The 23,858-nt window shown below is 71.2% G+C and carries 20 protein-coding genes; 12 read left to right on the plus strand and 8 right to left on the minus strand.

The window, feature by feature from the left end:
* The first annotated feature begins 25 nt into the window (after positions 1-25).
* From kdpA to F0L68_RS32910, 6 genes are all read left to right on the plus strand, one after another.
* Positions 26-1,687 carry a potassium-transporting ATPase subunit KdpA gene (gene kdpA, locus F0L68_RS32885; RefSeq protein WP_149853765.1) on the plus strand — a complete coding sequence of 554 codons (1,662 nt, stop codon included), beginning with the start codon at positions 26-28 and terminating at the stop codon, positions 1,685-1,687.
* A complete protein-coding gene (gene kdpB, locus F0L68_RS32890) occupies positions 1,684-3,789 on the plus strand; it encodes a potassium-transporting ATPase subunit KdpB (RefSeq protein ID WP_149853766.1) in 2,106 nt (701 codons plus the stop codon). Before kdpA ends, kdpB begins: the two co-directional genes overlap by 4 nt.
* A gap of 5 nt (positions 3,790-3,794) precedes the next feature.
* Positions 3,795-4,430 carry a K(+)-transporting ATPase subunit C gene (kdpC, locus tag F0L68_RS32895; RefSeq protein ID WP_149853767.1) on the plus strand — a complete coding sequence of 212 codons (636 nt, stop codon included), beginning with the start codon at positions 3,795-3,797 and terminating at the stop codon, positions 4,428-4,430.
* Between the two features lie 136 nt (positions 4,431-4,566).
* The gene (locus F0L68_RS32900) at positions 4,567-7,347 is read left to right on the plus strand and encodes a DUF4118 domain-containing protein (RefSeq protein ID WP_149853768.1); all 2,781 of its coding nucleotides are present in this window, start codon (positions 4,567-4,569) and stop codon (positions 7,345-7,347) included.
* Positions 7,344-8,024 (plus strand): response regulator, encoded by a 681-nt coding sequence (locus F0L68_RS32905; protein ID WP_149853769.1) that lies wholly within the window; start codon positions 7,344-7,346, stop codon positions 8,022-8,024. Before F0L68_RS32900 ends, F0L68_RS32905 begins: the two co-directional genes overlap by 4 nt.
* 170 nt (positions 8,025-8,194) lie before the next feature.
* Positions 8,195-8,926, plus strand: coding sequence for a G1 family glutamic endopeptidase (locus F0L68_RS32910; protein WP_149853770.1), 732 nt, complete (start codon positions 8,195-8,197; stop codon positions 8,924-8,926).
* Between the two features lie 59 nt (positions 8,927-8,985).
* On the opposite strand, the gene F0L68_RS32915 is transcribed toward F0L68_RS32910, so the two are convergent.
* The 3 genes from F0L68_RS32915 to F0L68_RS32925 form a co-directional block, all read right to left on the minus strand.
* On the minus strand, positions 8,986-9,519 hold the full coding sequence (locus tag F0L68_RS32915) for a hypothetical protein (protein ID WP_149853771.1): 534 nt from the start codon (positions 9,517-9,519) through the stop codon (positions 8,986-8,988).
* Between the two features lie 189 nt (positions 9,520-9,708).
* On the minus strand, positions 9,709-10,251 hold the full coding sequence (locus tag F0L68_RS32920; RefSeq protein WP_149853772.1) for a hypothetical protein: 543 nt from the start codon (positions 10,249-10,251) through the stop codon (positions 9,709-9,711).
* Between the two features lie 26 nt (positions 10,252-10,277).
* Positions 10,278-10,937, minus strand: coding sequence for a CAP domain-containing protein (locus tag F0L68_RS32925; protein ID WP_223199340.1), 660 nt, complete (start codon positions 10,935-10,937; stop codon positions 10,278-10,280).
* 170 nt (positions 10,938-11,107) lie between these two features.
* Between F0L68_RS32925 and F0L68_RS32930 the strand changes: the two genes are divergently transcribed.
* Entirely contained in the window at positions 11,108-11,395 is a 288-nt protein-coding gene (locus F0L68_RS32930; protein WP_149853774.1) for an acylphosphatase, read from the plus strand.
* A 782-nt stretch (positions 11,396-12,177) separates the two neighbouring features.
* On the opposite strand, the gene F0L68_RS32935 is transcribed toward F0L68_RS32930, so the two are convergent.
* Complete coding sequence (locus F0L68_RS32935; RefSeq protein ID WP_188316952.1) at positions 12,178-12,651, minus strand: COG4315 family predicted lipoprotein; 474 nt, start codon at positions 12,649-12,651, stop codon at positions 12,178-12,180.
* A gap of 138 nt (positions 12,652-12,789) precedes the next feature.
* On the opposite strand from F0L68_RS32935, the gene F0L68_RS32940 reads away from it, so the two are divergent.
* From F0L68_RS32940 to smc, 3 genes are all read left to right on the plus strand, one after another.
* Complete coding sequence (locus F0L68_RS32940) at positions 12,790-13,308, plus strand: sigma-70 family RNA polymerase sigma factor (RefSeq protein ID WP_149853776.1); 519 nt, start codon at positions 12,790-12,792, stop codon at positions 13,306-13,308.
* The gene (locus tag F0L68_RS32945) at positions 13,305-14,147 is read left to right on the plus strand and encodes a zf-HC2 domain-containing protein (RefSeq protein WP_149853777.1); all 843 of its coding nucleotides are present in this window, start codon (positions 13,305-13,307) and stop codon (positions 14,145-14,147) included. Before F0L68_RS32940 ends, F0L68_RS32945 begins: the two co-directional genes overlap by 4 nt.
* Positions 14,148-14,234: 87 nt before the next feature.
* The gene (gene smc, locus F0L68_RS32950) at positions 14,235-17,828 is read left to right on the plus strand and encodes a chromosome segregation protein SMC (protein ID WP_149853778.1); all 3,594 of its coding nucleotides are present in this window, start codon (positions 14,235-14,237) and stop codon (positions 17,826-17,828) included.
* A 27-nt stretch (positions 17,829-17,855) separates the two neighbouring features.
* Here smc and F0L68_RS32955 read toward each other — a convergent pair whose 3' ends face one another.
* The 4 genes from F0L68_RS32955 to F0L68_RS32970 form a co-directional block, all read right to left on the minus strand.
* Positions 17,856-18,296 carry an SRPBCC family protein gene (locus F0L68_RS32955; RefSeq protein ID WP_149853779.1) on the minus strand — a complete coding sequence of 147 codons (441 nt, stop codon included), beginning with the start codon at positions 18,294-18,296 and terminating at the stop codon, positions 17,856-17,858.
* 116 nt (positions 18,297-18,412) lie between these two features.
* Positions 18,413-19,618, minus strand: a complete 1,206-nt coding sequence (locus F0L68_RS32960; RefSeq protein ID WP_149853780.1) for a cytochrome P450 — start codon at positions 19,616-19,618, stop codon at positions 18,413-18,415.
* A 63-nt stretch (positions 19,619-19,681) separates the two neighbouring features.
* Positions 19,682-20,566 (minus strand): LysR family transcriptional regulator, encoded by an 885-nt coding sequence (locus F0L68_RS32965; protein WP_149853781.1) that lies wholly within the window; start codon positions 20,564-20,566, stop codon positions 19,682-19,684.
* 63 nt (positions 20,567-20,629) lie between these two features.
* The gene (locus F0L68_RS32970) at positions 20,630-21,520 is read right to left on the minus strand and encodes a LysR family transcriptional regulator (protein WP_149853782.1); all 891 of its coding nucleotides are present in this window, start codon (positions 21,518-21,520) and stop codon (positions 20,630-20,632) included.
* 184 nt (positions 21,521-21,704) lie between these two features.
* On the opposite strand from F0L68_RS32970, the gene F0L68_RS32975 reads away from it, so the two are divergent.
* Both F0L68_RS32975 and F0L68_RS32980 read left to right on the plus strand, forming a co-directional pair.
* Positions 21,705-22,094 (plus strand): VOC family protein, encoded by a 390-nt coding sequence (locus tag F0L68_RS32975; protein WP_149853783.1) that lies wholly within the window; start codon positions 21,705-21,707, stop codon positions 22,092-22,094.
* Positions 22,095-22,286: 192 nt separating this feature from the next.
* Complete coding sequence (locus F0L68_RS32980; RefSeq protein WP_149853784.1) at positions 22,287-23,804, plus strand: MFS transporter; 1,518 nt, start codon at positions 22,287-22,289, stop codon at positions 23,802-23,804.
* Positions 23,805-23,858 lie beyond the last annotated feature (54 nt).

The raw sequence follows: 23,858 nt of genomic DNA on the forward strand, positions 1-23,858 counted from the left end.
CCTCTTCTGTCCTGGAGGCGCAAAGATGAGCGACACCGGTGCTGGCTTCGTCCAGCTCGGCATCCTCCTGGTGGCACTCGCGGTCGTCTACCGACCGCTCGGCGACTACATGGCCAGGGTGTTCACCAGCAAGAAGCACCTGAAGGTCGAGCGGGTCCTCTACCGCGTCGTCCGGGTGAACCCGGACTCCGAACAGCGGTGGACGACCTACGCCGCCGGCGTGCTCGGGTTCTCCTTCGTGTCGGTCGTGGTGCTGTACCTGTTGCAGCGCCTCCAGTCCGTGCTGCCGTTCAACTTCGGCCGAGGCACGCTGGACCCCGCCACCTCGTTCAACACGGCCGTCAGCTTCGTGACCAACACGAACTGGCAGTCCTACGTGCCCGAGACGGTCATGGGCCACACGGTCCAGATGGCCGGCCTCACCGTGCAGAACTTCGTCTCCGCGGCCGTCGGCCTCGCCGTCGCCGTCGCGCTGGTGCGCGGGTTCGTCCGGGCCAAGACCGACCGGCTCGGCAACGTGTGGGTCGACATCGTCCGCGGCGCGGTGCGCATCCTGCTGCCGATCGCGTTCCTGTTCGCCATCGTGCTGATCGCGTTCGGCACCGTGATGAGCCTGACCAAGGGCGTCGACGTCACCGGCCCGGACGGCGTGCAGCACACCATCGCGCTCGCCCCGGTCGCCAGCCAGGAGTCCATCAAGGAGCTCGGCACAAACGGTGGCGGCATCCTGAACGCCAACTCGGCGCACCCCTTCGAGAACCCCAACTCCTGGACCAACCTGATCGAGATCTTCCTGATCCTGGTCATCCCGGTCTCGCTGACCCGCACCTTCGGCACCATGGTCGGCAACAAGCGCCAGGGCACCGCCCTGCTGGCCGTCATGGGCATCCTGTGGGCCGGCATGCTCACCCTCATCTGGTGGGCCGAGGCGCACCCGAACGGCCCGGCGGCCCTGCTGGCCGGCGCCGGCATGGAGGGCAAGGAGACCCGGTTCGGCATCCCGAGCACGGCCCTGTTCGCCAACTCCACGACGGGCACGTCCACCGGCGCGGTCAACGGCGCGCACGACAGCCTCAGCGGCCTCGGCGGCGGCGGCGCCTTGCTCAACATGCTGTTCAGCGAGATAACGCCGGGCGGTGTCGGCACCGGGCTCTACAGCATTCTGGTGTTCGCCATCATCGCGGTGTTCCTCGCCGGCCTCATGGTCGGCCGCACGCCCGAGTACCTCGGCAAGAAGCTGGGCCGCAGGGAGATCACCACCGCGTCCATCGCCATCCTGGCCATGCCGACGCTCGTGCTGATCGGCAGCGGCGTCGCGCTGATGATGAAGGACACCGCAGGCGCCCTTGGCAACTCCGGGGCGCACGGGCTGTCCGAGGTCCTCTACGCCTTCGCGTCGACCTCGAACAACAACGGCAGCGCGTTCGGCGGCATCACCGTCACCAGCAACTTCTTCCAGTCCACCCTCGGTGTCTGCATGCTGCTCGGTCGGTTCATCCCGATCATCGCCGTGCTCTGCCTCGCCGGCTCGCTGGCCTCGCAGAAGCGGGTGCCCGAGTCGGCCGGCACGCTGCCGACCACCGGCCCGCAGTTCGTCACGATGCTCGCCGGCACCGTTCTGCTCGTCGCCGCGCTGACCTTCGTGCCGGCGCTGGCTCTCGGTCCCATCGCGGAGGCACTGGCATGACCGCCACCACCACAAAGGACACCCAGCGCACGTCCGAGTCGCCGGAGCAGCACGCGGAGCACGCGGGCCGCTCGGTCTCGGCCGGGGTGTTCAACCCCAAGCAGTTGTGGAGCTCGCTCCCCGACGCGCTGCGCAAGCTCAACCCGCGTCACCAGCTCAAGAACCCGGTCATGTTCGTGGTGTGGGTCGGCTCGGTGCTGGTCACCGTGTTCGCCATCAGCGACGCGAGCGTGTTCTCCATCGCCACGGCCCTGTGGCTGTGGTTCACCGTGCTGTTCGCCAACCTGGCCGAGGCCGTCGCCGAGGGCAGGGGCAAGGCGCAGGCGGAGTCGTTGCGGCGCACCAAGAAGGAGACCGTCGCGCGCCGCCTCGGCGCGAACGGCCTCGAGGAGCGCGTCCCCGGCATCGACCTGAAGATCGGCGACCTGGTCGTCGTCGAGGCAGGCGAGGTGATCCCCGGCGACGGCGACGTCGTCGAGGGCATCGCGACGGTGGACGAGTCGGCCATCACCGGCGAGTCCGCCCCGGTCATCCGCGAGTCCGGCGGCGACCGGTCCGCGGTCACCGGCGGCACCACCGTGCTGTCCGACCGGATCGTCGTGAAGATCACGACCAAGCCGGGCGAGTCCTTCGTGGACCGGATGATCGCGCTGGTCGAGGGCGCCTCGCGGCAGAAGACGCCGAACGAGATCGCGCTGACCATCCTGCTGTCGGTGCTGACGATCATCTTCCTGCTCGCCGTCGTGGCGTTGCAGCCGATGGCCGACTACTCCGGCAAGCAGCAGTCGGTGATCGTGCTGACCGCGCTGCTGGTCTGCCTGATCCCCACCACGATCGGCGCGCTGCTCTCCGCGATCGGCATCGCCGGCATGGACCGGCTGGTGCAGCGCAACGTGCTGGCCATGTCCGGCCGCGCGGTCGAGGCCGCAGGCGACGTGGACACGCTGCTGCTGGACAAGACCGGCACCATCACCTTCGGCAACCGCAGGGCGACCGAGTTCGTCCCGGTCGGCTCGTCCACAGTGGACGACCTCGCCGCGGCGGCCCGGCTGTCCAGCCTCGCCGACGGCACGCCGGAGGGCCGCAGCATCGTGGAGCTGTGCGTCGAGCGGCACGGCCTGGCGGTCGAGGCGGGCGCGAACGAGCTGGCCGGCGAGTTCGTCCCCTTCACGGCCCAGACCAGGATGAGCGGCATCGACCTCAACGGGCGGCAGGTCCGCAAGGGCGCGGCCAGCTCGGTGCGGGCATGGGTCGTCGAGCACGGCGGCGTCGTGCCCGACGAGGTGAACACCGTGGTCGACGGCATCAGCCAGGACGGCGGCACGCCGCTGGTGGTCGCCGAGCTGTCCGAGGGCGTCGCCTCGGTGCGCGGCGTGATCCGGCTGTCCGACGTGGTCAAGCCGGGCATGCGGGAGCGCTTCGACGAACTCCGCGCGATGGGCATCAAGACGGTCATGATCACGGGCGACAACCCGCTGACCGCCAAGGCCATCGCGGAGGAGGCCGGCGTCGACGACTTCCTCGCCGAGGCCAAGCCCGAGGACAAGATGGCCCTGATCCGCAAGGAACAGGAGGGCGGCAAGCTCGTCGCGATGACCGGCGACGGCACCAACGACGCCCCCGCGCTGGCGCAGGCGGACGTCGGCGTCGCCATGAACACGGGCACGTCGGCGGCCAAGGAAGCCGGCAACATGGTCGACCTCGACTCCAACCCGACCAAGCTGATCGAGATCGTGGAGATCGGCAAGCAGCTGCTGATCACCCGTGGCGCGCTGACCACCTTCAGCATCGCCAACGACCTGGCCAAGTACTTCGCGATCCTGCCGGCCATGTTCGTGGCGATCTACCCGGGTCTGGGCAAGTTGAACATCATGCACCTGCACTCGCCGAACACGGCGATCCTGTCGGCGGTGATCTTCAACGCGCTGGTCATCGTGGCGCTGATCCCGCTGGCGCTGCGCGGCGTGCGTTACCGGCCGTCCAGCGCGAAGGCCCTGCTGCGCCGCAACCTGCTGATCTACGGCCTCGGCGGCGTCATCGTGCCGTTCGCCGGCATCTGGCTGATCGACCTCGTGATTCGTCTCATCCCGGGAATCGGGTGATCGTGGTGAAGTCCATCGTCAAGCAGACCTGGGCAGGACTGCGGGTGCTGCTTGCGCTCACCGTGCTGCTCGGGGTCCTCTACCCGCTCGCGGTCTGGGGCGTCAGCCGGATTCCCGGCCTGCACAACCAGGCCGAGGGCTCGGTGGTCAACGAGAACGGCCAGCCGGTCGGGTCCTCGCTGATCGGCGTCGACCCCGTCGCGGCCGACCCCGACCACGACCCGTGGTTCCACAACCGCCCGCAGGCGGTGACGGCCGACCCGAAGGACAGCAACAACCCGCTGCCCCCCGGCGACCCGTCCGTCTCTGGCGCGTCCAACAAGGCCGCCGACAACCCCGACCTGGTCAAGGCGGTCCAGGCAAGGCAGGACGCCATCGCCAAGCGCGAGGGCGTCAGCAACGACAAGGTCCCGGCCGACGCCGTGACCGCGTCGGGCTCCGGCCTCGACCCGGCCATCAGCCCGGCCTACGCCGAGCTCCAGGTGCCCAGGGTCGTCCGGGTGACCGGCCTGCCCGAGGCCAAGGTCCGGCAGCTTGTCGCAGATCACACCAGCGGGCGCGGGGCCGGTGTGCTCGGCGAGCCGACAGTCAACGTGCTGGAGCTCAACCTCGCGGTTCGCGCGGCGGGCGGGCACGCGTAGTTCCGGTTCGCAGCACCGGTTTCGACAGTTCGAACGTCCCACCGTGGCACTCAGGCGGCTCGCCGCCCGGGTGCCACGGTGGCGTCCAGCGGGAGTAGGCCAAGTGGACGAATCGCCCGAGGCGCAGACTGGAGGCGTGGAAGGCTACAACTCAGCCAGGCAGCCGCGCCGAGGTGAACTGCGCATCTACCTCGGCGCCGCGCCCGGCGTCGGCAAGACCTTCGCCATGCTCGGCGAGGCCCGCAGGCGGCTCGACCGGGGCACCGACCTGGTGGTCGGCCTCGTCGAGACGCACAACAGGGCGAAGACCGCCGAGCTGGTCGACGGCCTGGAGATCGTGCCGCGCAGGCACCTGTCGCACCGGGGCCACGACTTCACCGAGATGGACGTCGACGCGATCCTGGCGCGCAAGCCAGAGGTCGCGCTGGTCGACGAGCTGGCACACACCAACGTCCCCGGCTCGCGCAACACCAAGCGCTGGGAGGACGTCGAGGAGCTGCTCGAGGCCGGCATCGATGTGCTGTCCACGGTGAACGTGCAGCACCTGGAGAGCCTCAACGACGTCGTCGAGCGCATCACCGGCGTCCAGCAGCAGGAGACCGTGCCCGACGAGGTGGTGCGCAGGGCCGAGCAGATCGAGCTGGTCGACCTCACCCCCGAGGCGCTGCGGCGCAGGCTCGCGCACGGCAACGTCTATCCGGCGCACAAGATCGACGCGGCGCTGGGCAACTACTTCCGGCCGGGCAACCTCACCGCGCTGCGCGAGCTGGCGCTGCTGTGGGTGGCCGACCAGGTCGACGTCGCGCTCCAGCGGTACCGGGCCGAGCAGCAGATCACCGAGACCTGGGAAGCCAGGGAGCGGGTCGTGGTGTCCATCACCGGCGGCCGGGAGAGCGAGACGCTGATCCGCAGGGCCAGCCGGATCGCCACCAGGGCCGGCGCCGAGCTGCTGGTGCTGCACGTGCTGCGCGGCGACGGGCTGGCCGGCGCGCCGCTCGGCGCGGTCGCCAAGTACCGCAAGCTGGCCGAGGACCTCGGCGCGACCTTCCACACGGTGGTCGGCGACGACGTGCCGGTGGCGCTGCTGGAGTTCGCCAGAGCGTCCAACGCGACCCAGCTGGTCGTCGGCACCTCCCGGCGCTCCCGGCTGGCCCGCGTGTTCGACGAGGGCATCGGCGCGACCGTCGTGCAGGAGTCCGGCCCGATCGACGTGCACATGGTCACGCACGAGCAGTCCGGCGGGAAGCTGCGCAAGCTCACCCGCAACCGGGTGCCGCTGTCGCGGTCGCGGATCATGTGGGGCTGGGCGCTGGCGCTGCTGCTGCCCGGCCTGGTCACCGCGATCGGCAGCGTCTACCGGGGCCACATCGTGCAGGCCACCGACGTGCTCGACTACGTGCTGGCCACGGTGGCGGTGGCGCTGGTCGGCGGCCTCGGCCCCGCGCTGCTGGCGGCCGGCCTGTCCGGGTTGTTGATGGACTACTTCTTCACCACGCCCACCTTCAGCATCACGATCTACGAGCCGCAGAGCGTCGGCACGCTGGTAGCGATGGTGATCGTGGCCGTGATGGTGTCGCTGGTGGTGGACCGGGCGGCGCGGCGGGCCGAGCAGGCGGCCAGGTCCAAGACCGAGGCGACGCTGCTCGCCTCCTACGCCAGGACCGTGCTGACCCACCCGTTCCCGCTGGCCAGGCTGCTCGAGAAGGTGCGGGAGAACTTCGGGCTCAGCTCGGTTGCGCTGCTGGAGCGGAGCAAGGGCGAGTGGCGGCGGGTGGCCTGCGTCGGATCGCAGCCGTGCGACGAGCCGGACGAGGCGGACGTCGACGTGCCGGTGACCCCGGACGTGCACCTCGCACTGCGCGGCAGGGCGCTGCCGGCGACCGACCGGCGGGTGTTGGAGGCGGCGGCCGGGCAGGCGCTGCTCGCGTTGCGGCAGCAGCGGATGGCCGAGCAGGCCGCCGCCGCGCAGCGCAGGGCCGACACCACCGAACTGCGCACGGCGCTGCTGTCCGCCGTCGGCCACGACCTGCGGACGCCGTTGACGTCGATAAAGGCCGCGGCCGGCAGCCTGCGCGATCCCGAGCTGCGACTGTCCACCGAGGACACCTCGGAACTGCTCGCCACGGTCGAGGAGTCCGCCGACCGGCTGGCCGGGCTGGTCGACAACCTGCTGGACTCGTCCCGGCTGGCGACGGGCGCGGTCGAGCCGCAGCTGCGGGCGGTCGGGTACTACGAGGTGGTGGCAAGGGCACTGTCCGGTGTGGACGATCCGCGCGCGGTCGCGGTCGACGTCGACGAGCAGCTGCCGCTGGTGCTCGCCGACGTCGGGCTGCTGGAGCGGGTGGTCGCCAATGTGGTGGACAACGCGCTGCGACACGGCAGGCTGAGCCCTCGGCGGCCGGTCGACGTCGACGGAGATGGCAGGATCGACCAGGACGAACCGGCCGTCGCGGTCCGGGCGAGCACGCACGCCTCGCACGTTGAGCTGCGGATCGTCGACCACGGCAGGGGCGTGCCCAAGGGCGGCTCCGCCGCGCTGTTCGCGCCGTTCCAGCGGCTCGGGGACCGGGACGCCACCACGGGAGTCGGGTTGGGGCTCAGCGTGGCGAAGGGGTTCACCGAGGCGATGGGCGGCACGATCGCGGCGGAGGACACGCCGGGCGGCGGCCTGACCATCGTCATCTCGCTGCCCGTGTGCCCACCGGGCTGGACGGCGTCGGACGAGGTCGCAGTGCCGATGACGGTCGAGCCCGTCGGGTCGGCTGGGCCGGTCGAGTTGGTCGGACCGGTCGGACCGGTCGGACCGGTCGGATCGCCGTCGGCGGAGTTCGCCGGCTCGGTGACGGCCGCCGGGTCGGAGTGGGTCGGGTCGGAGCGGTTCGGGTCGGAGTCGGTGCGGACAGAGGAGCAGGGATGACGAAGGTTCTTGTGGTGGACGACGAGCCGCAGATCGTTCGCGCGCTGCGGATCAACCTGTCCGCCAGGGGATACCAGGTGCTGACCGCGCACGACGGGACCGCGGCGCTGCGGGCCGCCGCGGAGGGCAGACCGGACGTGGTGGTGCTCGACCTCGGCCTGCCCGACGTGGACGGCACCGAGGTGATCGCCGGACTGCGCGGCTGGACCAGCGTGCCGATCATCGTGCTGTCCGCACGCACCGACTCCACGGACAAGGTGGAGGCCCTGGACGCGGGCGCGGACGACTACGTGACCAAGCCGTTCGGCATGGACGAGCTGCTCGCCAGGCTGCGCGCGGCCGTGCGGCGGTCGGCGGCGGGCGCGGACGACGAGGTCGCGGTGATCGAGGCGGCCTCGTTCACCGTGGACCTCGCGGCGAAGAAGGTGCTGCGCGACGGCGCCGAGGTGCACCTGACGCCGACCGAGTGGGGCGTGCTCGAGGTGCTGGTGCGCAACCGGGGCAGGCTGGTCGCGCAGAAGCAGCTGCTCCAGGACGTCTGGGGTCCCGCATACGCCACCGAGTCGCACTACCTGCGGGTCTACCTCGCGCAGCTGCGGCGCAAGCTGGAGCCGGAGCCCTCGCACCCGAGGCACCTGCTCACCGAACCCGGCATGGGCTACCGCTTCGAGTCGTGAAGGCGCGTCCTTCGCGACATCCACCCGTAGTCGCCTATTCACTGAATGTGGCGAGGGTCGGTTGATAGAACCCTACGACCGGCGGTACGCCGGGCCGGGCCAAGAAGTTCAGAGTTGAACCACCGGTGGGGCCACACGGCCCCAACCCTGCAACCGGAGGTTCATTCCCCATGCGTGCACGTATTGGAGCCCTTGTGGCGGCCGCCGTCGGCGTCGCCGGGGTTCTCGCGGCAGCCGCCCCTGTCTCGGCTGCCCCGATCTTCGCGCCCCACCACTCCACCGCCGCGCACAGCCAGCCGAGGGTCGGCGGGAAGTTCAACCAGGACGGTGGGAACTGGTCGGGCTACGTGGTCCAGGGCAGCGGGTTCAGCTCGGTCAGCGCCAGCTGGGTCGAGCCGGCCGTCACCTGCAACTCCTCCAACGACCTGTACGCGCCGTGGGTGGGCATCGACGGCTACGGCAGCTCCTCGGTCGAGCAGACCGGCGTCGCCACCGACTGCTCCTCGGGCTCGCCGGTGTACCAGGCCTGGTACGAGATGTACCCGCAGTCCCCGGTGTACTACAGCAACCCGGTCAGCGCCGGCGACAGCTTCACCGCCTCGGTCACCCGCAGCGGCACCAAGTACACGCTGAAGCTGACCGACAACACCAAGGGCTGGACGCGCACGGTCTCCAAGTCCTACAACGGCGCGAACGCCTCCGCCGAGTTCATCCTGGAGTCGCCGACCGCGGGCTACCCGGACTTCGGCAGGGTCACCTTCACCAACGCCAAGATCAACGGCCAGTCGCTCGGCAACTACGGCAACGCCGTCGCGCTCGACGCCAGCAGCTCCGCAGGCTTCGAGGACCGCACCAACGCGGTGTCCGGCGGCACCTTCTCCGTCGACTACATCCAGGAGTGAGCTGACCGACCGGAACGGGCCCTGGCGCACGCGCCAGGGCCCGTTCCTGCTGTGAAATATCAGTGCGAGACGGTGGTCGACGGAGGCTCGGACCTCGGCAGGCTGCCGGAGGACGGCGGGTTGCTCGGCGACACCGCCGACGTCGTCGGCGAGACCGAGTCGGTCGGCGACGGCTTCGGCGTGCCGGTCGTCTGGGGTGCGCTGGGAGTGCTTGGCCCGGCGGCAGGCCCAGCGGCCGGGTCGGCCTGGCCGCCCGCCTGACCGGAGGCCTGACCCGAAGCAGCCGCGTCCGACTGGGACGCCGAGGGCCTCGCCGACTTCGGCGCCGGCACCGAGATCGTCACCGTGTGGCCGTTCGGCGCGATGCTCAGCGAGGTGACCATCGGCTGCCCGCCGGCCGGCTGGAACTGGTCGGCCTTGTGCGTGTCCTGCTTGGCGTCCTTGCTGAAGCCGGCCAGCAGCGACGCGACCGTCGCGAAGACGGTCGCGGCGGCGACCCCCGCGATGGCGATCATCAGTGGCACTGGCAGCTTCGTGCGCTGCTTCTTCTGGCTGGACGGGGCGACGACGTCGTCGAACTGTGGCTCGGACACGCAAACTCCTCGTCGGGGAACCCAGTCGGCTGGTTCCGTCGTCGAGTTATCGGCGCTGGAGGCCCGGCACCCGAACCCTGCGATCGAAGATCACTCCATCGTGTTCACGGTCTACGCAGGGTGTTACGCCCCGAACCGTCGATAATGCCGCCGCCCTCTCCCTCGGCTGCGACCTGGACACCCTTCCGACTACTTCGACGTCGTCGTGGTGGTGGTCGTCGTCGTGGTCGTGGTGGTTGTCGTGGTCGTGGTGGTCGGAGGGTTCGTCGTCGTGGTCGTGGTGGTGACCGGCGGCTGGGTCTGGGTCGGCTGCGTCTGTGTTGGCTGTGTCTGGGTCGGCGGAAGCTCGACCGTCGTGGTGGTGCCGTCCGGCCTGGTGATCGTGGTCAGCCTCGGCTTGGTCGTCGGCTTGACGCTCAGCTGCGAGGTCCCGGTCGGGTCGCCCGAGGACGACGCGCCGGACTCGGCCGAGGTCTGGCCCGCGGACGTCGAGGTGACGATCACCGAGGAGCCCGAGATGGTGTCCTTCGAGACCACGTCGACCTTCGGCGTGTTCTGGTTCCCCGCGTCCGCGTGCTGCCCGCCGGACACCATCGTGGCCAGCGAGGCGAACACGGTCGCCACCAGCACGCCGGTCGCCGCGAGGATGACCTGCGGCGACATCCCGAGCCGGCGCTTGCCCGGCTCGGGCTCCGGCGAGAGCTGCTGTGGCAGGTCGAATTCGTCGTTCACGCCGTTGTCTCCCGTTGTCGATGCCATCAGCGGCCGAAGTCCTGTGTCCAGTACCAGCCCTGGGTGCTCAGGCCGAGTCCCATCGTGGTGAAGGAACAGTCGAGGATGTTCCTGCGGTGTCCTGCGGAGTTCATCCACGCCTGCATCACCTCGCCGGGGCTGCGCTGCCCCTTGGCGATGTTCTCGCCGCCGGGGCTCGGGTAGCCGGCGTCGGTGATCCTGGTGGCGAAGTCCTTGCCCTCTGGGGTGTCGTGCGAGAAGTAGTTCCGCGCCGACATGTCCGTGCTGTGTGCCTGCGCCGCCGCCGTAAGCCGGTCATCGGCCTTCAGCGGCGCGCAGCCCGCGGTGGACCGCTGCTCGTTGACCAGCGCCAGCACCTGGCGACCGGGGTTCGGGTCGGTCGTAGTAGTGGTCGGCTGCTCGGTCGTCGTCGGCGGAGTCGTAGTGGTGGTCGGCGCCGGGGTGGTGGTGGTCGGCTGTGCAGGGGTGGTGGTCGTGGTGGTCGGCTCGACGCTGGACGAGCTTGGCGCGCTCGAGGTCGGTGGCTGGCCGGTCGGCCGGTTGGTCTCGATGCCGGCGCCGCGTCCCGGTGCCGCGGCCGCCGCCGTGTCGATCGAGGGTCTGTCGGAGTCGGTGGTGCGATAGTGCAGGCTCAGCGGCGTGGTGCCGCCGAACGGGTCGGCCACGACAACGGTGCCGCCTGCGCCAGCGGCACCGATTGCCAAACCGACCAAGCCGACCACTACGGACGTTCGCCTGCTCCGCCGAGCGCTCACGGTCGGGCACCGTACCACTAATGGGTGATACGCCAAGGTCTGTGTGGAGCCGGCCGGGTGCGTGCGGAAACATGCCCGACATGTCCACGGAAGACCGAATCACGCGCCTGACGGTGTGGGTGCACGGTCACGTCCAAGGCGTTGGTTTCCGCTGGTGGACGCGCTCCCGGGCGCTGCGGTTCGGCCTGGTCGGCAGCGCGGCCAACCTGTCGGACGGCCGCGTGCAGGTGGTCGCCGAGGGAACCGAGTCGGCCTGCCGGTCACTGCTGGCCGCACTGCGTTCCGGCGCCACCCCCGGACGGGTGGACTCGGTCGTGGAGCGCTGGAGCGAGGCCACCGGCGGGCTGACCGGCTTCGTCGAGCGCTGAGAGCCGTCGACCGGCTTTGGCGAGCGCTGACAGCTGCCGACCGGCTTCGTCGAGCGCTGACAGCTGCCGACCGGTTTCGTCGAGCGGTGACAGCCGTCGACCGGCTTCATCGAAGTGCCGACAGTCGTCGGCCGGTTTCGTCGAGTGCTGAGAGCCGTCGGCCGGTTTCGTCGAGCGCTGACAGCCGCTGAGCGGTTTCGTGGAGCGCTGACAGTCGTCGGCCGGTTTCGTTGAGCGCTGAGAGCCGCCGAGTTGTCCACAACGTGCTTGGTTGTCCACAGCCACTCGCACTCGCCGCCGCCCGCCGCCGATCGCCGATACGCTGGCCAAGGGCACGGCCCCCTGAGGTTGGGTGGGGTGTTTCTACCGGTGGGGCGGGGTTTCTCCGGTGAGGGTTCTCCGGTGGGGCGGGGTTCGGTTCGGGTGACGTCGGTGGCCAGGCGGCGGTCGATGGTGGCCGCGGACATCCGTACCAGCTGGTAGCGGGTCGCGTCGGTGACGTGGAGTTCCCCGCAGGCGATCAGGCGGTCCACGATCTGGGGCAGGAACAGCGCCAGGCGTTTCCCGGCGGGTGCGTCGAGGACGGCCGAGACCTTCCGCAGGGCCGCGATGACCTCGGGTCCGTAGACCGGGTCGCGGGGTGTCCGTGGCCTGGCACGGTGTGTGGCCCTCAAGGCTGTTCGGAGGGCTTTGCGGCGTGGTCGCGGTGCCAGCTGGTCAAGGCGCACAGCTCGTCGAGGATCGCGGCTTTGCCTGTTTGGCCGGCAAAGCGGTAGCGGCGGTCAGTAGCCGTAGCCGCCGCCCTGATCCTGGGTCGTCTGGCTGGTCGGCGCGCTGCCGATCGTCACCACGTGCCAGGTGAACGCGACGCCGCCGAAGCTGTCCTTCGCGTTGTTCCCCTTCGCGCTGCCGCCGTCGTCGCCGGCGAACAGGTACAGCGGCGCGCCGCGGTAGGTGAGCTGCTGCTGTCCGTTGTCCGACCGGCGGATCACGCCGAGGCAGGCGCCGACGCACTTGACCGACCCGGTGGACTCCTGGTCGTTCACGTACAGCGCCCGTCCGCCGCCGTCGGTGAGCACCGTGCCGACGCCGACCTGGTCCCTGCTGGCCAGGCCGCCGCCGGCCGGCGCCGTCGACGTCGAACCACCCGCGCCGCCATAACCGCCGCCGTAGCCACCGCCCTGGCCGCAGGCGGCGAGCGTCGCACCGACGGCGATCGTCAGCGCGAGCAGTGCGGGAATCCTCGACTCGGCCATGGCCGGCTCCTCTCGCCGGAACATCCGGAGACACCGGGACGCCGGTCCTCGGACGGACGGCTGCCTGCGAGTACGCCTCCCGAGCCCGATGGGTTCAGTTGTTGAACCAAATCGGCGCGATGGGCGTAGTACTGAGTCGTGGACAGCACCCCGGAGCGGGGCGAGGACGTCGTGACGCAGCTGTACGGCCGCTGGCGCGGACCGCTGCTCGGCTACGTGCTGCGCTCGGTCGGCGGGGACTACCAGTACGCGGAGGACATCGTGCAGGAGACGCTGCTGCGGGCCTGGCGGCACTCCGACTCACTGACCCCGGAGCTGGCCGGCCCGTGGCTGTACACCGTGGCCCGCAACCTGGTCGTGTCCGGCTACCGCCGCAAGGGCGCGCGGGTCGCCGAGGTCCCGATGGAACCGGCCGACCTGCCGCCGGTCTCCGACGAGGTGGACAAGGTGCTGCGGAACTGGCAGGTCGCCGAGGCCATGCGCGCGCTGTCCGTCGAGCACCGCACGGTGGTCGTCGAGCTGTTCTACCGCCGCCGCACCGTCGCCGAGGCGGCCACCGTCCTCGGCATCCCGGTCGGCACGGTCAAGTCGCGCTCCTACTACGCCCTGCGCGCCCTGCGCGGCGCCCTTGAGGAGCGGGGGGTGACGGAGCCGTGAGCTGCCTGCACACCGTCTCGCTCGGCGCCTACCTGCTCGGCGCGCTCGAACCGGGGGAGCGCGCGGCCTTCGAACGGCACCTGGACGGCTGCCCGATCTGCCGCGACGAGCTGGTCCGTCTCGCGCCGCTGCCCGGACTGCTCGGCCAGCTGACCCTGGACGACCTCGACGACGCCGACGTGGCACCGTCGCCCGTCACCCTGCCGACCGCCCTGCTGACTGCCCTGCCGGTTGTCCTGCCGGCGGAGCCGCCGGCTGAGCCGACCTCGGGCCCGTCGGCTCAGCTGCCGACAGAGCTGCCATCGACACCGAGGCCCGCGTTGTCGGCCGACCGACCGTCGGACGCGGCACCGGACCTGCCATCGAGCCCGCCGGCAGCGGAGTCTCAGGCTGACCTGCCGGTGTCGCCGCTACCTGCGGGGCCGGGTCGGCTGCGGCGGCGGTGGGTGTTGGTCGCCGCCGGGTTCGTGGTGCTGTTGGCGGCCGTCGGGCTGCTGGTGCCGAGGCTGTTCGACGCCGACCAGTCGCCCGCCCCGGCCTCGGCGATGTGGACCGCGTCCGACCAGGGCAGCGGGGTGGCGGCCGCGGCCCAGCTCCAGGGGCGACCGTGGGGCACGGAGGTGCAGCTCCAGCTCGACCACCTGCCGGCCGGCGTGCGGTGCCAGCTCATCCTCTACACGGCCGACGGCCGCGCCGAGATCGGCGGCTGGTGGGGTTCCACCTATTCCGGCGGCGAGCGGGTGCCCGGCGCGTCCTCCTTCGCGCTCGACCAGATCGACCGCATGGAGATCCGCACGGCCGACCACCAGACCCTGGTCACGCTCCGCCGTCCAGGCTAGTGCGACGGCCTCCCACGGTTCCGCCGCGCACCCGGGTACCCTCAGCCGGATACGACGCGGACCGGGTAGCGGAAGGGCCAGCGCACCGTGCATCTCAAGAGCCTGACGCTGAAGGGCTTCAAGTCCTTCGCCTCGGCCACCACGCTGCGCTTCGAACCGGGCATCACCTGCGTCGTCGGCCCGAACGGCTCCGGCAAGTCCAACGTGCTCGACGCCCTCCAGTGGGTGATGGGCGAGCAGGGCGCCAAGAGCCTGCGCGGCGGCAAGATGGAGGACGTCATCTTCGCCGGCACGGCCGGCCGCGCCCCGCTCGGGCGCGCCGAGGTGACCCTGACCATCGACAACTCCGACGGCGCGCTGCCCATCGACTACACCGAGGTCTCCATCACCAGGCGGATGTTCCGCGAGGGGGCCACCGAGTACGAGATCAACGGCAACGGCTGTCGGCTGATGGACATCCAGGAGCTGCTGTCGGACTCCGGCATCGGCCGCGAGATGCACGTGATCGTCGGCCAGGGCCAGCTCGCCGCGATCCTGGAGTCCAAGCCCGAGGAGCGCCGCGCGTTCATCGAGGAAGCCGCTGGCGTGCTCAAGCACCGCAGGCGCAAGGAAAAGGCGCTGCGCAAGCTGGACGCCATGCAGGCCAACCTGACCAGGCTCACCGACCTCACCGCCGAGCTGCGCCGCCAGCTCAAGCCGTTGGGCAAGCAGGCCGAGATCGCCCGCAAGGCCCAGGCCGTCCAGTCCGACCTGCGCGACGCCAGGATGCGGCTGATGGCCGACGACCTGGTGACCCGGCGCGGCGAGCTGGCCAGGGAGGAACACGACGAGGCCGCCGCGCGGGCCCGCCGGACCGAGGTCGAGCAGGCGCTCCAGATCGCCCAGGCCAAGCAGAATGAGCTGGAGGAGCTGGTCGCCGCCGACGCGCCGAAGCTCGCCAGGGCGCAGGACACCTGGTACCGGCTGTCGGCGCTGGAGGAGCGGCTGCGCGGCACGGTCCGGCTCGCCGCCGAGCGCTACCGGCACCTGTCCGCCGACGTCGAGGCGCCCAGGGGCGGCCGGAACCCGGACGAGCTGGACGCGGAGGCCGAGGAGACGGCGTTCCGGGAGGCCGAGCTCCAGGAGGCGGTCACCGAGGCGCGCATCCTGCTCGCGGAGACCACCGAGCGCCGCTCCGAGCTGGAGCGCACGGTGGCGGCGGCCGAGCGGGCGCACCTGGCCGCGATCCGCGCGATCGCCGACCGCAGGGAGGGCCTTGCCAGGCTCGCCGGTCAGGTGGATGTGTTGCGCAGCAAGACGAACGCCACCGCCGAGGAGATCGAGCGGCTGTCGGTGACGCTGGCCGAGGCGACCGAGCGGGTCGAGCTGGCCGAGCTGGAGCTGGCCGAGCAGCAGACCGAGTCGGGCACCGAGGACGAGGGCGACGCGGGCCTCGACGAGCGGCACGCGCAGGTCGTGCAGGCCAACGAGGCCGCGAAGGCGCGCGTCGAGGAGCTGGTGCGCGCCGAGCGGACGGCGGAGAAGGACATCGCGTCGTGGCGGGCCAGGGTGGACGCGCTGTCGCTCGGCCTGACCCGCAAGGACGGCGCGGGCGCGCTGCTGGCGGCCGGTGATCGGCTGCCGGGCCTGCTTGGCTCGGTGGCCGCGCTGCTGACCGTCGAACCGGGTGCGGAGGTGGCGCTGGCCGCCGCGCTCGGCCCGATCGCCGACGCCGTCGCGGTCGCGGGCGGCGAGGACGCGCTGGCCGCGCTGCGGTTGCTGAAGGAGACCGACTCCGGGCGGGCCGGGCTGCTCGTCGGCGCGACCGACGGTCCGTCCACTGTGGACACCTCGGCCTGGCCGGCGCTGCCGGACGGCGCGCGCTGGGCGGTCGGGCTGGTGCAGGCCCCGCAGGCGTTGCGGCCCGCGCTGCACCGCGCGCTGAATCTCGTTGCGGTGGTTGACGATCTGCCCCAGGCCCAGCGGCTGGTCGGCGCGCACCCGAGGGTGCGCGCGGTGACCCCGGAGGGCGACCTGTTCGGCGCGGACTGGGCGATCGGCGGTTCCGGCCGCAGCCAGAGCGTCATCGAGGTGCAGGCCGTCGTCGACGAGGCGGAGCTGAAGCTCGCCGTCGCCGAGCGGGCCCTCGAGCAGTCGAGCGCCGCGCTGGAGGGCGCGCGCGCCGAGCAGCAGGCCCGCAGGGCGGAGGTCGGCGCGGTCAAGGAGGCCGTGAACGAGGCCAAGGTCCGGCACGCGCGGTCCTCGGAGCGGTTGAACCGGCTGCGGCACGCGGCCACCTCGGCGCAGGCCGAGGCGGACCGGGTGCGGGCGCAGCGGACCAAGATCGAGCAGTCCCGCGAGGAGGCCCTGCTCAAGCTGGCCGAGCTGGAGGGGCGGCTGGCCGGGGCGCAGGAACAGCCGATGGAGTCCGAGCCGGACACCGCCGAGCGGGACCAGGCGACGGCCGAGCTGAGCACGGCGCGGCAGGCCGAGCTGGACGCCAGGCTCGGGCTGCGCACCGCCGAGGAGCGGGCCCGCGCGTTGCAGGGCCGCGCCGAGCAGTTGCGGCGCGCGGCGAGGGCGGAGCGCGAGGCGCGGGAACGCGCCGCCAAGGCGCGCGAGGCCAGGACCAGGGGCGCGGCCGTGGCCGGCGCGGTGGTGCGCGGCGGCGAGCTGGCCATCGAGCGGATCGGCGAGTCCCTCGCGCGGGCCGCGCGCGAGCGCGACACCGCGCAGGAGCGGCGCAGCCAGCACGAGACGCTGCTCGCCCAGGTGCGCAACCTGGTCCGCGAGCTGGGCACCGAGCTGGAGAAGCTGACCGACGCGGTGCACCGGGACGAGGTGTTGCGGGCCGAGCAGCGGCTGCGGATCGAGCAGCTGGAGACCAAGATCGCCGAGGAGTTCGGCATCGGGCTGGACGACCTGGTCGACGAGTACGGCCCGGACGTGCTGATCCCGCCGAGCCAGGCGGAGACGGCCGAGTACGAGGCGGCGAAGGAGCGGGGCGAGGACGTCATCGCGCCGCAGCCGATGCCCTATGACCGGGACACCCAGTCGCGTCGGGCCAAGCGCGCCGAGCGGGACCTGTCGTTGCTCGGCAAGGTGAACCCCCTCGCGCTGGAGGAGTTCGCCGCGCTGGAGGAGCGCTACAAGTTCCTGTCGACGCAGCTCGAGGACCTCAAGGCCACCCGCCGCGAGCTGTTGGTGCTGGTGAAGGAGGTGGACGAGAAGATCCTCGAGGTCTTCTCGGCCGCCTACGTCGATGTGGCGCGCGAGTTCGAGATCGTGTTCTCGACGCTGTTCCCCGGCGGCGAGGGCAAGCTCGTGCTGACCGATCCGGACGACATGCTGACCACCGGTATCGAGATGGAGGCCAGGCCGCCGGGCAAGAAGGTGAAGCGGCTGTCGCTGCTGTCCGGTGGCGAGAAGTCCCTTGCCGCAGTGGCGATGCTGGTCGCGATCTTCCGCGCGCGGCCGTCGCCGTTCTACGTGATGGACGAGGTCGAGGCCGCGTTGGACGACACCAACCTGCACCGGTTGATCGGCCTGTTCGAGCAGCTTCGGGAGAAGTCGCAGCTGCTCATCATCACCCACCAGAAGCCGACGATGGAGATCGCCGACGCGCTGTACGGGGTGAGCATGCGCGGCGACGGCATCAGCCAGGTGATCTCGCAGCGGCTGCGCGGCCTCCAGACCGCCTGACGGGATCGCCAGACCGCTGCACGGCAGTTACGCCTCGAGGCAGGCGCGCAGCCGGGCCAGGTCGCCCGCGATGCTCCTGCGCACCTGCCGCGCCATCAGCGGAGTGGCCCAGCCGAAGAAGCCGCCTGGCGTGCCAGTGGCGTGGATGGCGACCAGCGTGCCCTCTGGCGCGTCGCCGAGTTCGTAGCGCACCAGCATCGGGAACGGCCGGTCGACCTTGAGTTCCACCAGCTCGTCCGGCCGGTGCGCGGTGACGACGTAGCCGTAGGTGAAGGTCCGGCCGAGGAACCGCGCCGTCCGCTCGACCGTCGACCCGAGCACGAGCGGCCCCGGCTCGGCCGGCGTGCTTGACCGGATGCCGCCGGTCCACCGCAGGTCGTTGGCGGGGTCGAACATGAAGGCGGCGACCTCGGCGCGCGGTCGGCGGACCAGGATCGACGGCCGGACGTTCACGTTGGACCTGCTCATGGCGTCTCCCGCTCGTTCGGAGCCCAGCCTAGGCCGGTCGACCTTGGGCCGCAGTCCGTCCTGATGGGTCCCTTCGGGACATTCAGCGTCCTGAAGGGACCCATCAGGACACCGCGCTAGCTGGTGAAGGTGACCGGTAGCTCCGCGAGGCCGCTGACCAGGACCCTGCGCCACGGCAGCTGTTCGGCCGGCACCGCCAACCGCAGGTCGGGGAACCGCGCGAGCAGCGCGTGCAGCGACTCCTGTAGCTCGATCCTGGCCAGCTGCGCGCCGAGGCAGAAGTGCGGGCCCGCGCCAAGCGCCAGGTGCTGGTTGGGCGTCCTGGCCAGGTCCAGCGTGTCGGGCTCGGGGAACGCGCGCGGGTCGCGGTTGGCGGACCCGATCGCCGCCATCACGCCGTCGCCCGCGCGCACCACCGTGCCGGCGACGGACACGTCCTCGGTGGCCACCCGCAGCTGCCCGACCTCGCTGAGTCGGTTGAACCGCAACAACTCCTCGACCGCGGACGGCACGAGCGAGCGGTCCGCGACCAGCCGCGCCCAGTGCGCGGGCTCGCGCAGCAGCGTGGCCACGAAGCTGCCGATCTGGTTCGCCGAGGTCTCGTGCCCGGCGACCAACAGGTTCACCCCGAAGGCCACCAGCTCGTCGTCGCTGAGCCGGTCCTGGTCGACCTGCGCGAGCACCAGCTCGTCCAGCAGGTCGGCGGGTTCGCGGCGCGCCGCGCGCTTGTCCGCGACCAGCGCGGCCATGTAGTCCAGCAGGCTCGCCATCGCCGCGTCGATCGACTCGTGCTCGGCCATCGACATGCTGTACGCCAGCTCGGTCCACTCGCGGAACCGCGCCCGGTCCGCGTAGGGCACGCCGAGCAGCTGGCAGATCACCTGGATCGGCAGCGGCAGCGCGAACAGCTGCCGCAGGTCCGCGCCGCTGCCGGCGTCGACGAGGTCACCGGCGAGCCGCTCGGCCAGCGCCCGCACCCACGGCCGGGTCCGCTCGATCGCGCGGTGCGCGAACGCGCCGGACACCAGCCCGCGCAGCCGAGTGTGCTCCGGCGGGTCGGTGGCCGGCAGCGTGCCGGCGAGCGGTCTTGCGACGGCCACCCTCGGCGCGTTCGCGGCGACCGTGGCCGCGCGGGAGAAGCGCGGGTCGGTCAACACCATCCGCACGTCCGCGTGCCGGGTCACCAGCCACACCACCGCGCCGGCCAGCGTGCGCACCCGGACGATCGGGGCGTGCTCGCGCAGCCGCGCCCAGGTCGGCGACGGGTCGAACTGGAAGGCGTCGTCGAACGGGATGTCCAGCACCTGCTCGGTTGCCGTCATGACCGCAGTGTCGCTGGCCGTCGGCGATCCCGTCGACCGCCGGCCGAGGGGTGGTCGGCCGGCTCAGAGTTCGAGGGCGCCGAGGCCGCGCACCACCTCGACGAGCGCGCGGACGAGCTCGTTGTCGGTGTCGGAGCGCCAGACCAGCCCCCAGCGCAGGCTCCAGTCGTGGATGGGCACGTAGGCGATGTCGGGGCGGGCGTGGTACCTGGCCACGTGGGAGCCGAGGTTGTGCACGGCCTCGCCGTTTCCGACCAGGGTGAACATGTCCTCCAGGGTCGCCATTTCCAGCCGGCGTTCGATCGGTCGGCCGCTCGGTGTGTGGAACGGCGTGAACGCGTTCTCCCAGTACTCGGGGCCGGCCGGGCCGTGCACGACGCCGTGGTCGCCGAGCACCTCGATCGAGACGGAGTCACGGCCGGCCAGCTCGTGGTCGGTCGAGACGACCAGCACGGACGGTTCGACGCAGATGACCGGCCCGACGGTGAGGTCCGGCTCCTCGATGGGCAGCCAGGCGACGAGCACGTCGATCTCCCCGTTGCGCAGCGGGTCGAAGGCGCTGACGAACGGGTTGTGCCGGATCCGCAGTCCCCACCGGGGATGGCGGGCCCGAAAGGCCTCCCAGTACGGCCGCAGGTCGTGCGCGTTGCTCGGCAGCATGCCGACCCGCAGCACGTCGGTCTTGCCCTGGGCGGCCAGCTTTGCCCGGTCCATGCTGTCCAGCAGGCCGTGGTAGATCGGCTGGAGGTCGTTGCGCAGCTGCTCGCCGACCGCGGTCAGCCGGACGTTGCGGCTGTTGCGCTCGAACAGCTCGGCGCCGACGGCGCGTTCCTGCTTCTTGATCGCCTGGCTGACCCTGGCGGGCGACACGCGCAGCCGCTCGGCGGCCCGGCCGAAGTGCAGCTCCTTCGCCAGGGTCAGGAAGATCTCGATGTCCCGCAGCTCCACCGTGCCCCCAGTCGATGAACCCGATCAAACGTCGCGTGAATCTAACACTGTTTGAATTCTGGTTCAGCCCTGGTCGCCGGTCAGGTCGAGAATCGTCCTGACGAAGGCGCGGAGCTTGACGGTCTCGCCCGCAGCCAGCCAGTGCAGCCCGAAGTCGACGGTCGGCGCGTCGCTGAACGGCACGTAGACGAGGTCGGGTCGCGAGTAGTAGTCGCGTGCCCGCACGGCGGTCGTGCAGACCCCCTTGCCCGCGCTGACCAGCGACAACACCTCCTGCCACGCGACGGTCGCCGCTCCCGTCTCGACGGGTGTGCCCGCCGGCGTTCGGCTGGGCAGGTGGTAGTCGAGCCAGTACGCGGGCGGCCCCGCGATCGTGATGATCGGCGAGTGCGCCATGTCCTCCCAGGTCACCGACTCGCGCCCGGCGAACGGGTGGCCGGCCGGCACCACCATCGCGCGCGGCTCGGAGAAGATGACCGGCCCGTTGGTGATGTCGGGCTCGTCGACGGGGAACTCGGTGAGCTGGAGGTCGAGTTCGCGAGAGCGCAGCAGCCCGACGCGGTTGTGCAGCGGCACCTCCTGGATCTCGATCTCGCAGCCGGGATGCCTGGCGCGGAAGGCGTCGGCGGCCTGCACGATGAGACTGCCGCACCACGCGGCGGAGAAGCCGACGCGCAGCACGCCGGTGATGCTCTGCCCCGCCGTGGCCGCGCGGCTGATCGCGTCCTGGATCTGCCGGTAGGCGGGCGCCAGGTCGTCCCGCAGCTGCATCCCGACCGGCGTGAGCACCACCTGACGGCTGGTGCGCTCGAACAGCTCGGCGCCGATGCCGCGTTCCTGCTTCTTGATCGCCTGGCTGACCCTGGCCGGCGACACGTGCAACCGTTCGGCGGTCCGTCCGAAGTGGAGCTCCTCGGCCAGGGTCAGGAAGATCTCGATGTCCCGCAGCTCCAACGCACTCCCGTTCCGTGAACCTCTGGGTTAACCCACGTTGCAAGATCGGCCGTTGTTCGCGCCCTGGCCAGCGCCGATGCTTGGACACAACGGACCGGAACAACGGGGAGGAGTCTGACATGACCATTGTTCACGCAACAAAGCGGCGATCGGGGCGGTGCGTCGGCGGGGGAGCGGCGACCTCGTGAACGTCGTCGCATCGACCGTGTCGCTCCACGTCGACGACGTGGCCGCGTCCAGCCGGTTCTTCACCACCCACCTCGGCTTCCGCGAGATCGAGGTGGTCGACGACTTCACCTGGCTCGGCCGCGACGACTCGGCCCCCGACATCCTGCTCCAGCCGCGCGATCTCGAACTGCCGTCCCAGCCGCCGTGCGGCCACGGATCCGCCCACGTGATCGTGTCGTTCACCGTGACCGGCATCGCCGGCGAGCACGAGCGGCTGCGCCGCGAGGGTGCCAACATCACCCTGTCGCTGCGCCAGGAACGTTGGGGCGAGTGGCTCCTGCGGCTCACCGACCCCAACGGCGTCGTCGTCCAGCTCGTCGAGTGGGTGCCGCCCGCAGGGGCCTGACCAACCCGATCCACCGCCAGGACCGGAGCCGCCGAGGGCTCCGGCCCGGCTGAACCACGCCCGCATCCGCCAGGACCGGAGCCGCGCCACGCTCCGGCCCAGCCCAACCCTGCCCCAACCACCTCCGGCGCGGAGCCGTCCAGTGCTCCGGCCGTGCTCAACCACGCCCTCACCACGTTTGAAAGGTGTCCGATGGAAGTCCGTAACCCGCGTCGCTGGCTGATCCTGATCGTGCTCTGCCTGAGCACGTTGGTGCTGGTCATCGACAACATGGTGCTCACGGTGGCCGTCCCGCCGATCGTGGCCGACCTCAAGGCCAGCGCGCAGGACGTTCAGTGGATCATCGAGTCCTACATGCTGGTCTTCGCCGGACTGCTGCTCACCTCGGGCAGCCTCGCCGACCGCTACGGCAGGCGGAAGGTGATGATCATCGGGCTGGCGCTGTTCGGCGCGGCCTCGGTGCTGGCCACCGTCGCGCACAACCCAGGCGAGCTGATCCTGGCCCGCGTCCTGATGGGCGTCGGCGGCGCGCTGATCATGCCGAGCACCCTGTCGATCCTGATCACCGTGTTCGACGAGAACGAGCGGCCCAAGGCGATCGCGGCCTGGAGCGCGGTGGCCATGGTCGGCCTCGTCGGCGGCCCGGTGCTCGGCGGCCTGCTGATCGCCAAGTTCTGGTGGGGCGCGGTGTTCCTGATCAACATCCCGATCGCGGCGCTGGCGATCATCGCGGCCATGGCCCTCATGCCCGAGTCCAAGGGGCCGTGGCGCAAGGCCGACCCGCTGGGCATGGTGCTGTCCATGGTCGGCATGGCCGCCCTGGTCTGGACGATCAACGACCTGCCCAAGGACGGCCTCGGCAACGCCAGGACGCTCATCGCGCTCGCCGTGACCGTGGTCAGCCTCGTCTGGTTCGTGATCTGGGAGCTGCGCACGGAGTCCCCGATGATCCCGCTGACGATGTTCCGCAACCGCGTCTTCACCGGGGCCAGCTTCTCGTTGGTGCTGCTGACCTTCGCCAACGGCGGCCTGATGCTGGTGCTGACCCAGTACCTCCAGTTCGTGCTGAAGTACTCGCCGACCGAGACCGGCCTCGCCTTCACCCCGCTCGCGGTGGCCGCGCTGCTGTTCAACGCCATCGGCGCCAAGCTGGTCGGCAAGATCGGCAACCGCGTCACGGCGGTCATCGGTCTGCTCGTGATCGCGGCCAGCTTCGGCCTGCTGGCGAACCTGTCCTCGGACTCCGGCTTCGGGATGCTGGCCGTGGCCATGGTCGTCATGGGCGCGGGCGGCGGCCTGGCACAGCCCGCGGCCATCGGCGCGCTGATGGGCGCCGTGCCCGGCGAGCACGCCGGGGTCGGCTCCGCGGTCAACGACACCATCCAGCAGGCCGGCGCCGCGCTCGGCGTCGCCATCCTCGGCGCCGTGCTGTCCGGCACCTACACCAGCGCCATGCCTGACTCGGCGCCGGAGCAGGCCAGGCGCTCGATCGGCGACGCGCTCGCCTCGGCCGCCCAGTCCGGCGACGCGGGGTTGGCGCACACCGCCCGCGAGGCCTTCACCAGCGCCATGTCCGCCAGCTTCTGGGGCGGCACGATCGGCGTCGTCGGGGCGGCCGTGCTCGCGGTCTTCCTCATGCGGGACACCAGGTCCGGCGCGTCCGAGTCCGCCGAGGCCGAGACGGACGCCGTCCTCGCCCCGAGCAACTGACCACGGATCGGCATCCACCGGCGGGGGTCGACACGCGGCCCCCGCCGGCAACCC

The organism is Solihabitans fulvus (assembly GCF_008386585.1).
Lineage (GTDB): Bacteria > Actinomycetota > Actinomycetes > Mycobacteriales > Pseudonocardiaceae > Solihabitans > Solihabitans fulvus.

Coding starts and splice junctions, on each gene's coding strand:
- F0L68_RS32960 (WP_149853780.1), bottom strand. CDS start 19,618: ATGACGGCAACCGAGCAGGTGCTGGACATCCCGTTCGACGACGCCTTC.
- kdpA (WP_149853765.1), top strand. CDS start 26: ATGAGCGACACCGGTGCTGGCTTCGTCCAGCTCGGCATCCTCCTGGTG.
- F0L68_RS32910 (WP_149853770.1), top strand. CDS start 8,195: ATGCGTGCACGTATTGGAGCCCTTGTGGCGGCCGCCGTCGGCGTCGCC.
- F0L68_RS32930 (WP_149853774.1), top strand. CDS start 11,108: ATGTCCACGGAAGACCGAATCACGCGCCTGACGGTGTGGGTGCACGGT.
- F0L68_RS32980 (WP_149853784.1), top strand. CDS start 22,287: ATGGAAGTCCGTAACCCGCGTCGCTGGCTGATCCTGATCGTGCTCTGC.
- F0L68_RS32955 (WP_149853779.1), bottom strand. CDS start 18,296: ATGAGCAGGTCCAACGTGAACGTCCGGCCGTCGATCCTGGTCCGCCGA.
- F0L68_RS32935 (WP_188316952.1), bottom strand. CDS start 12,651: ATGGCCGAGTCGAGGATTCCCGCACTGCTCGCGCTGACGATCGCCGTC.
- F0L68_RS32905 (WP_149853769.1), top strand. CDS start 7,344: ATGACGAAGGTTCTTGTGGTGGACGACGAGCCGCAGATCGTTCGCGCG.
- kdpB (WP_149853766.1), top strand. CDS start 1,684: ATGACCGCCACCACCACAAAGGACACCCAGCGCACGTCCGAGTCGCCG.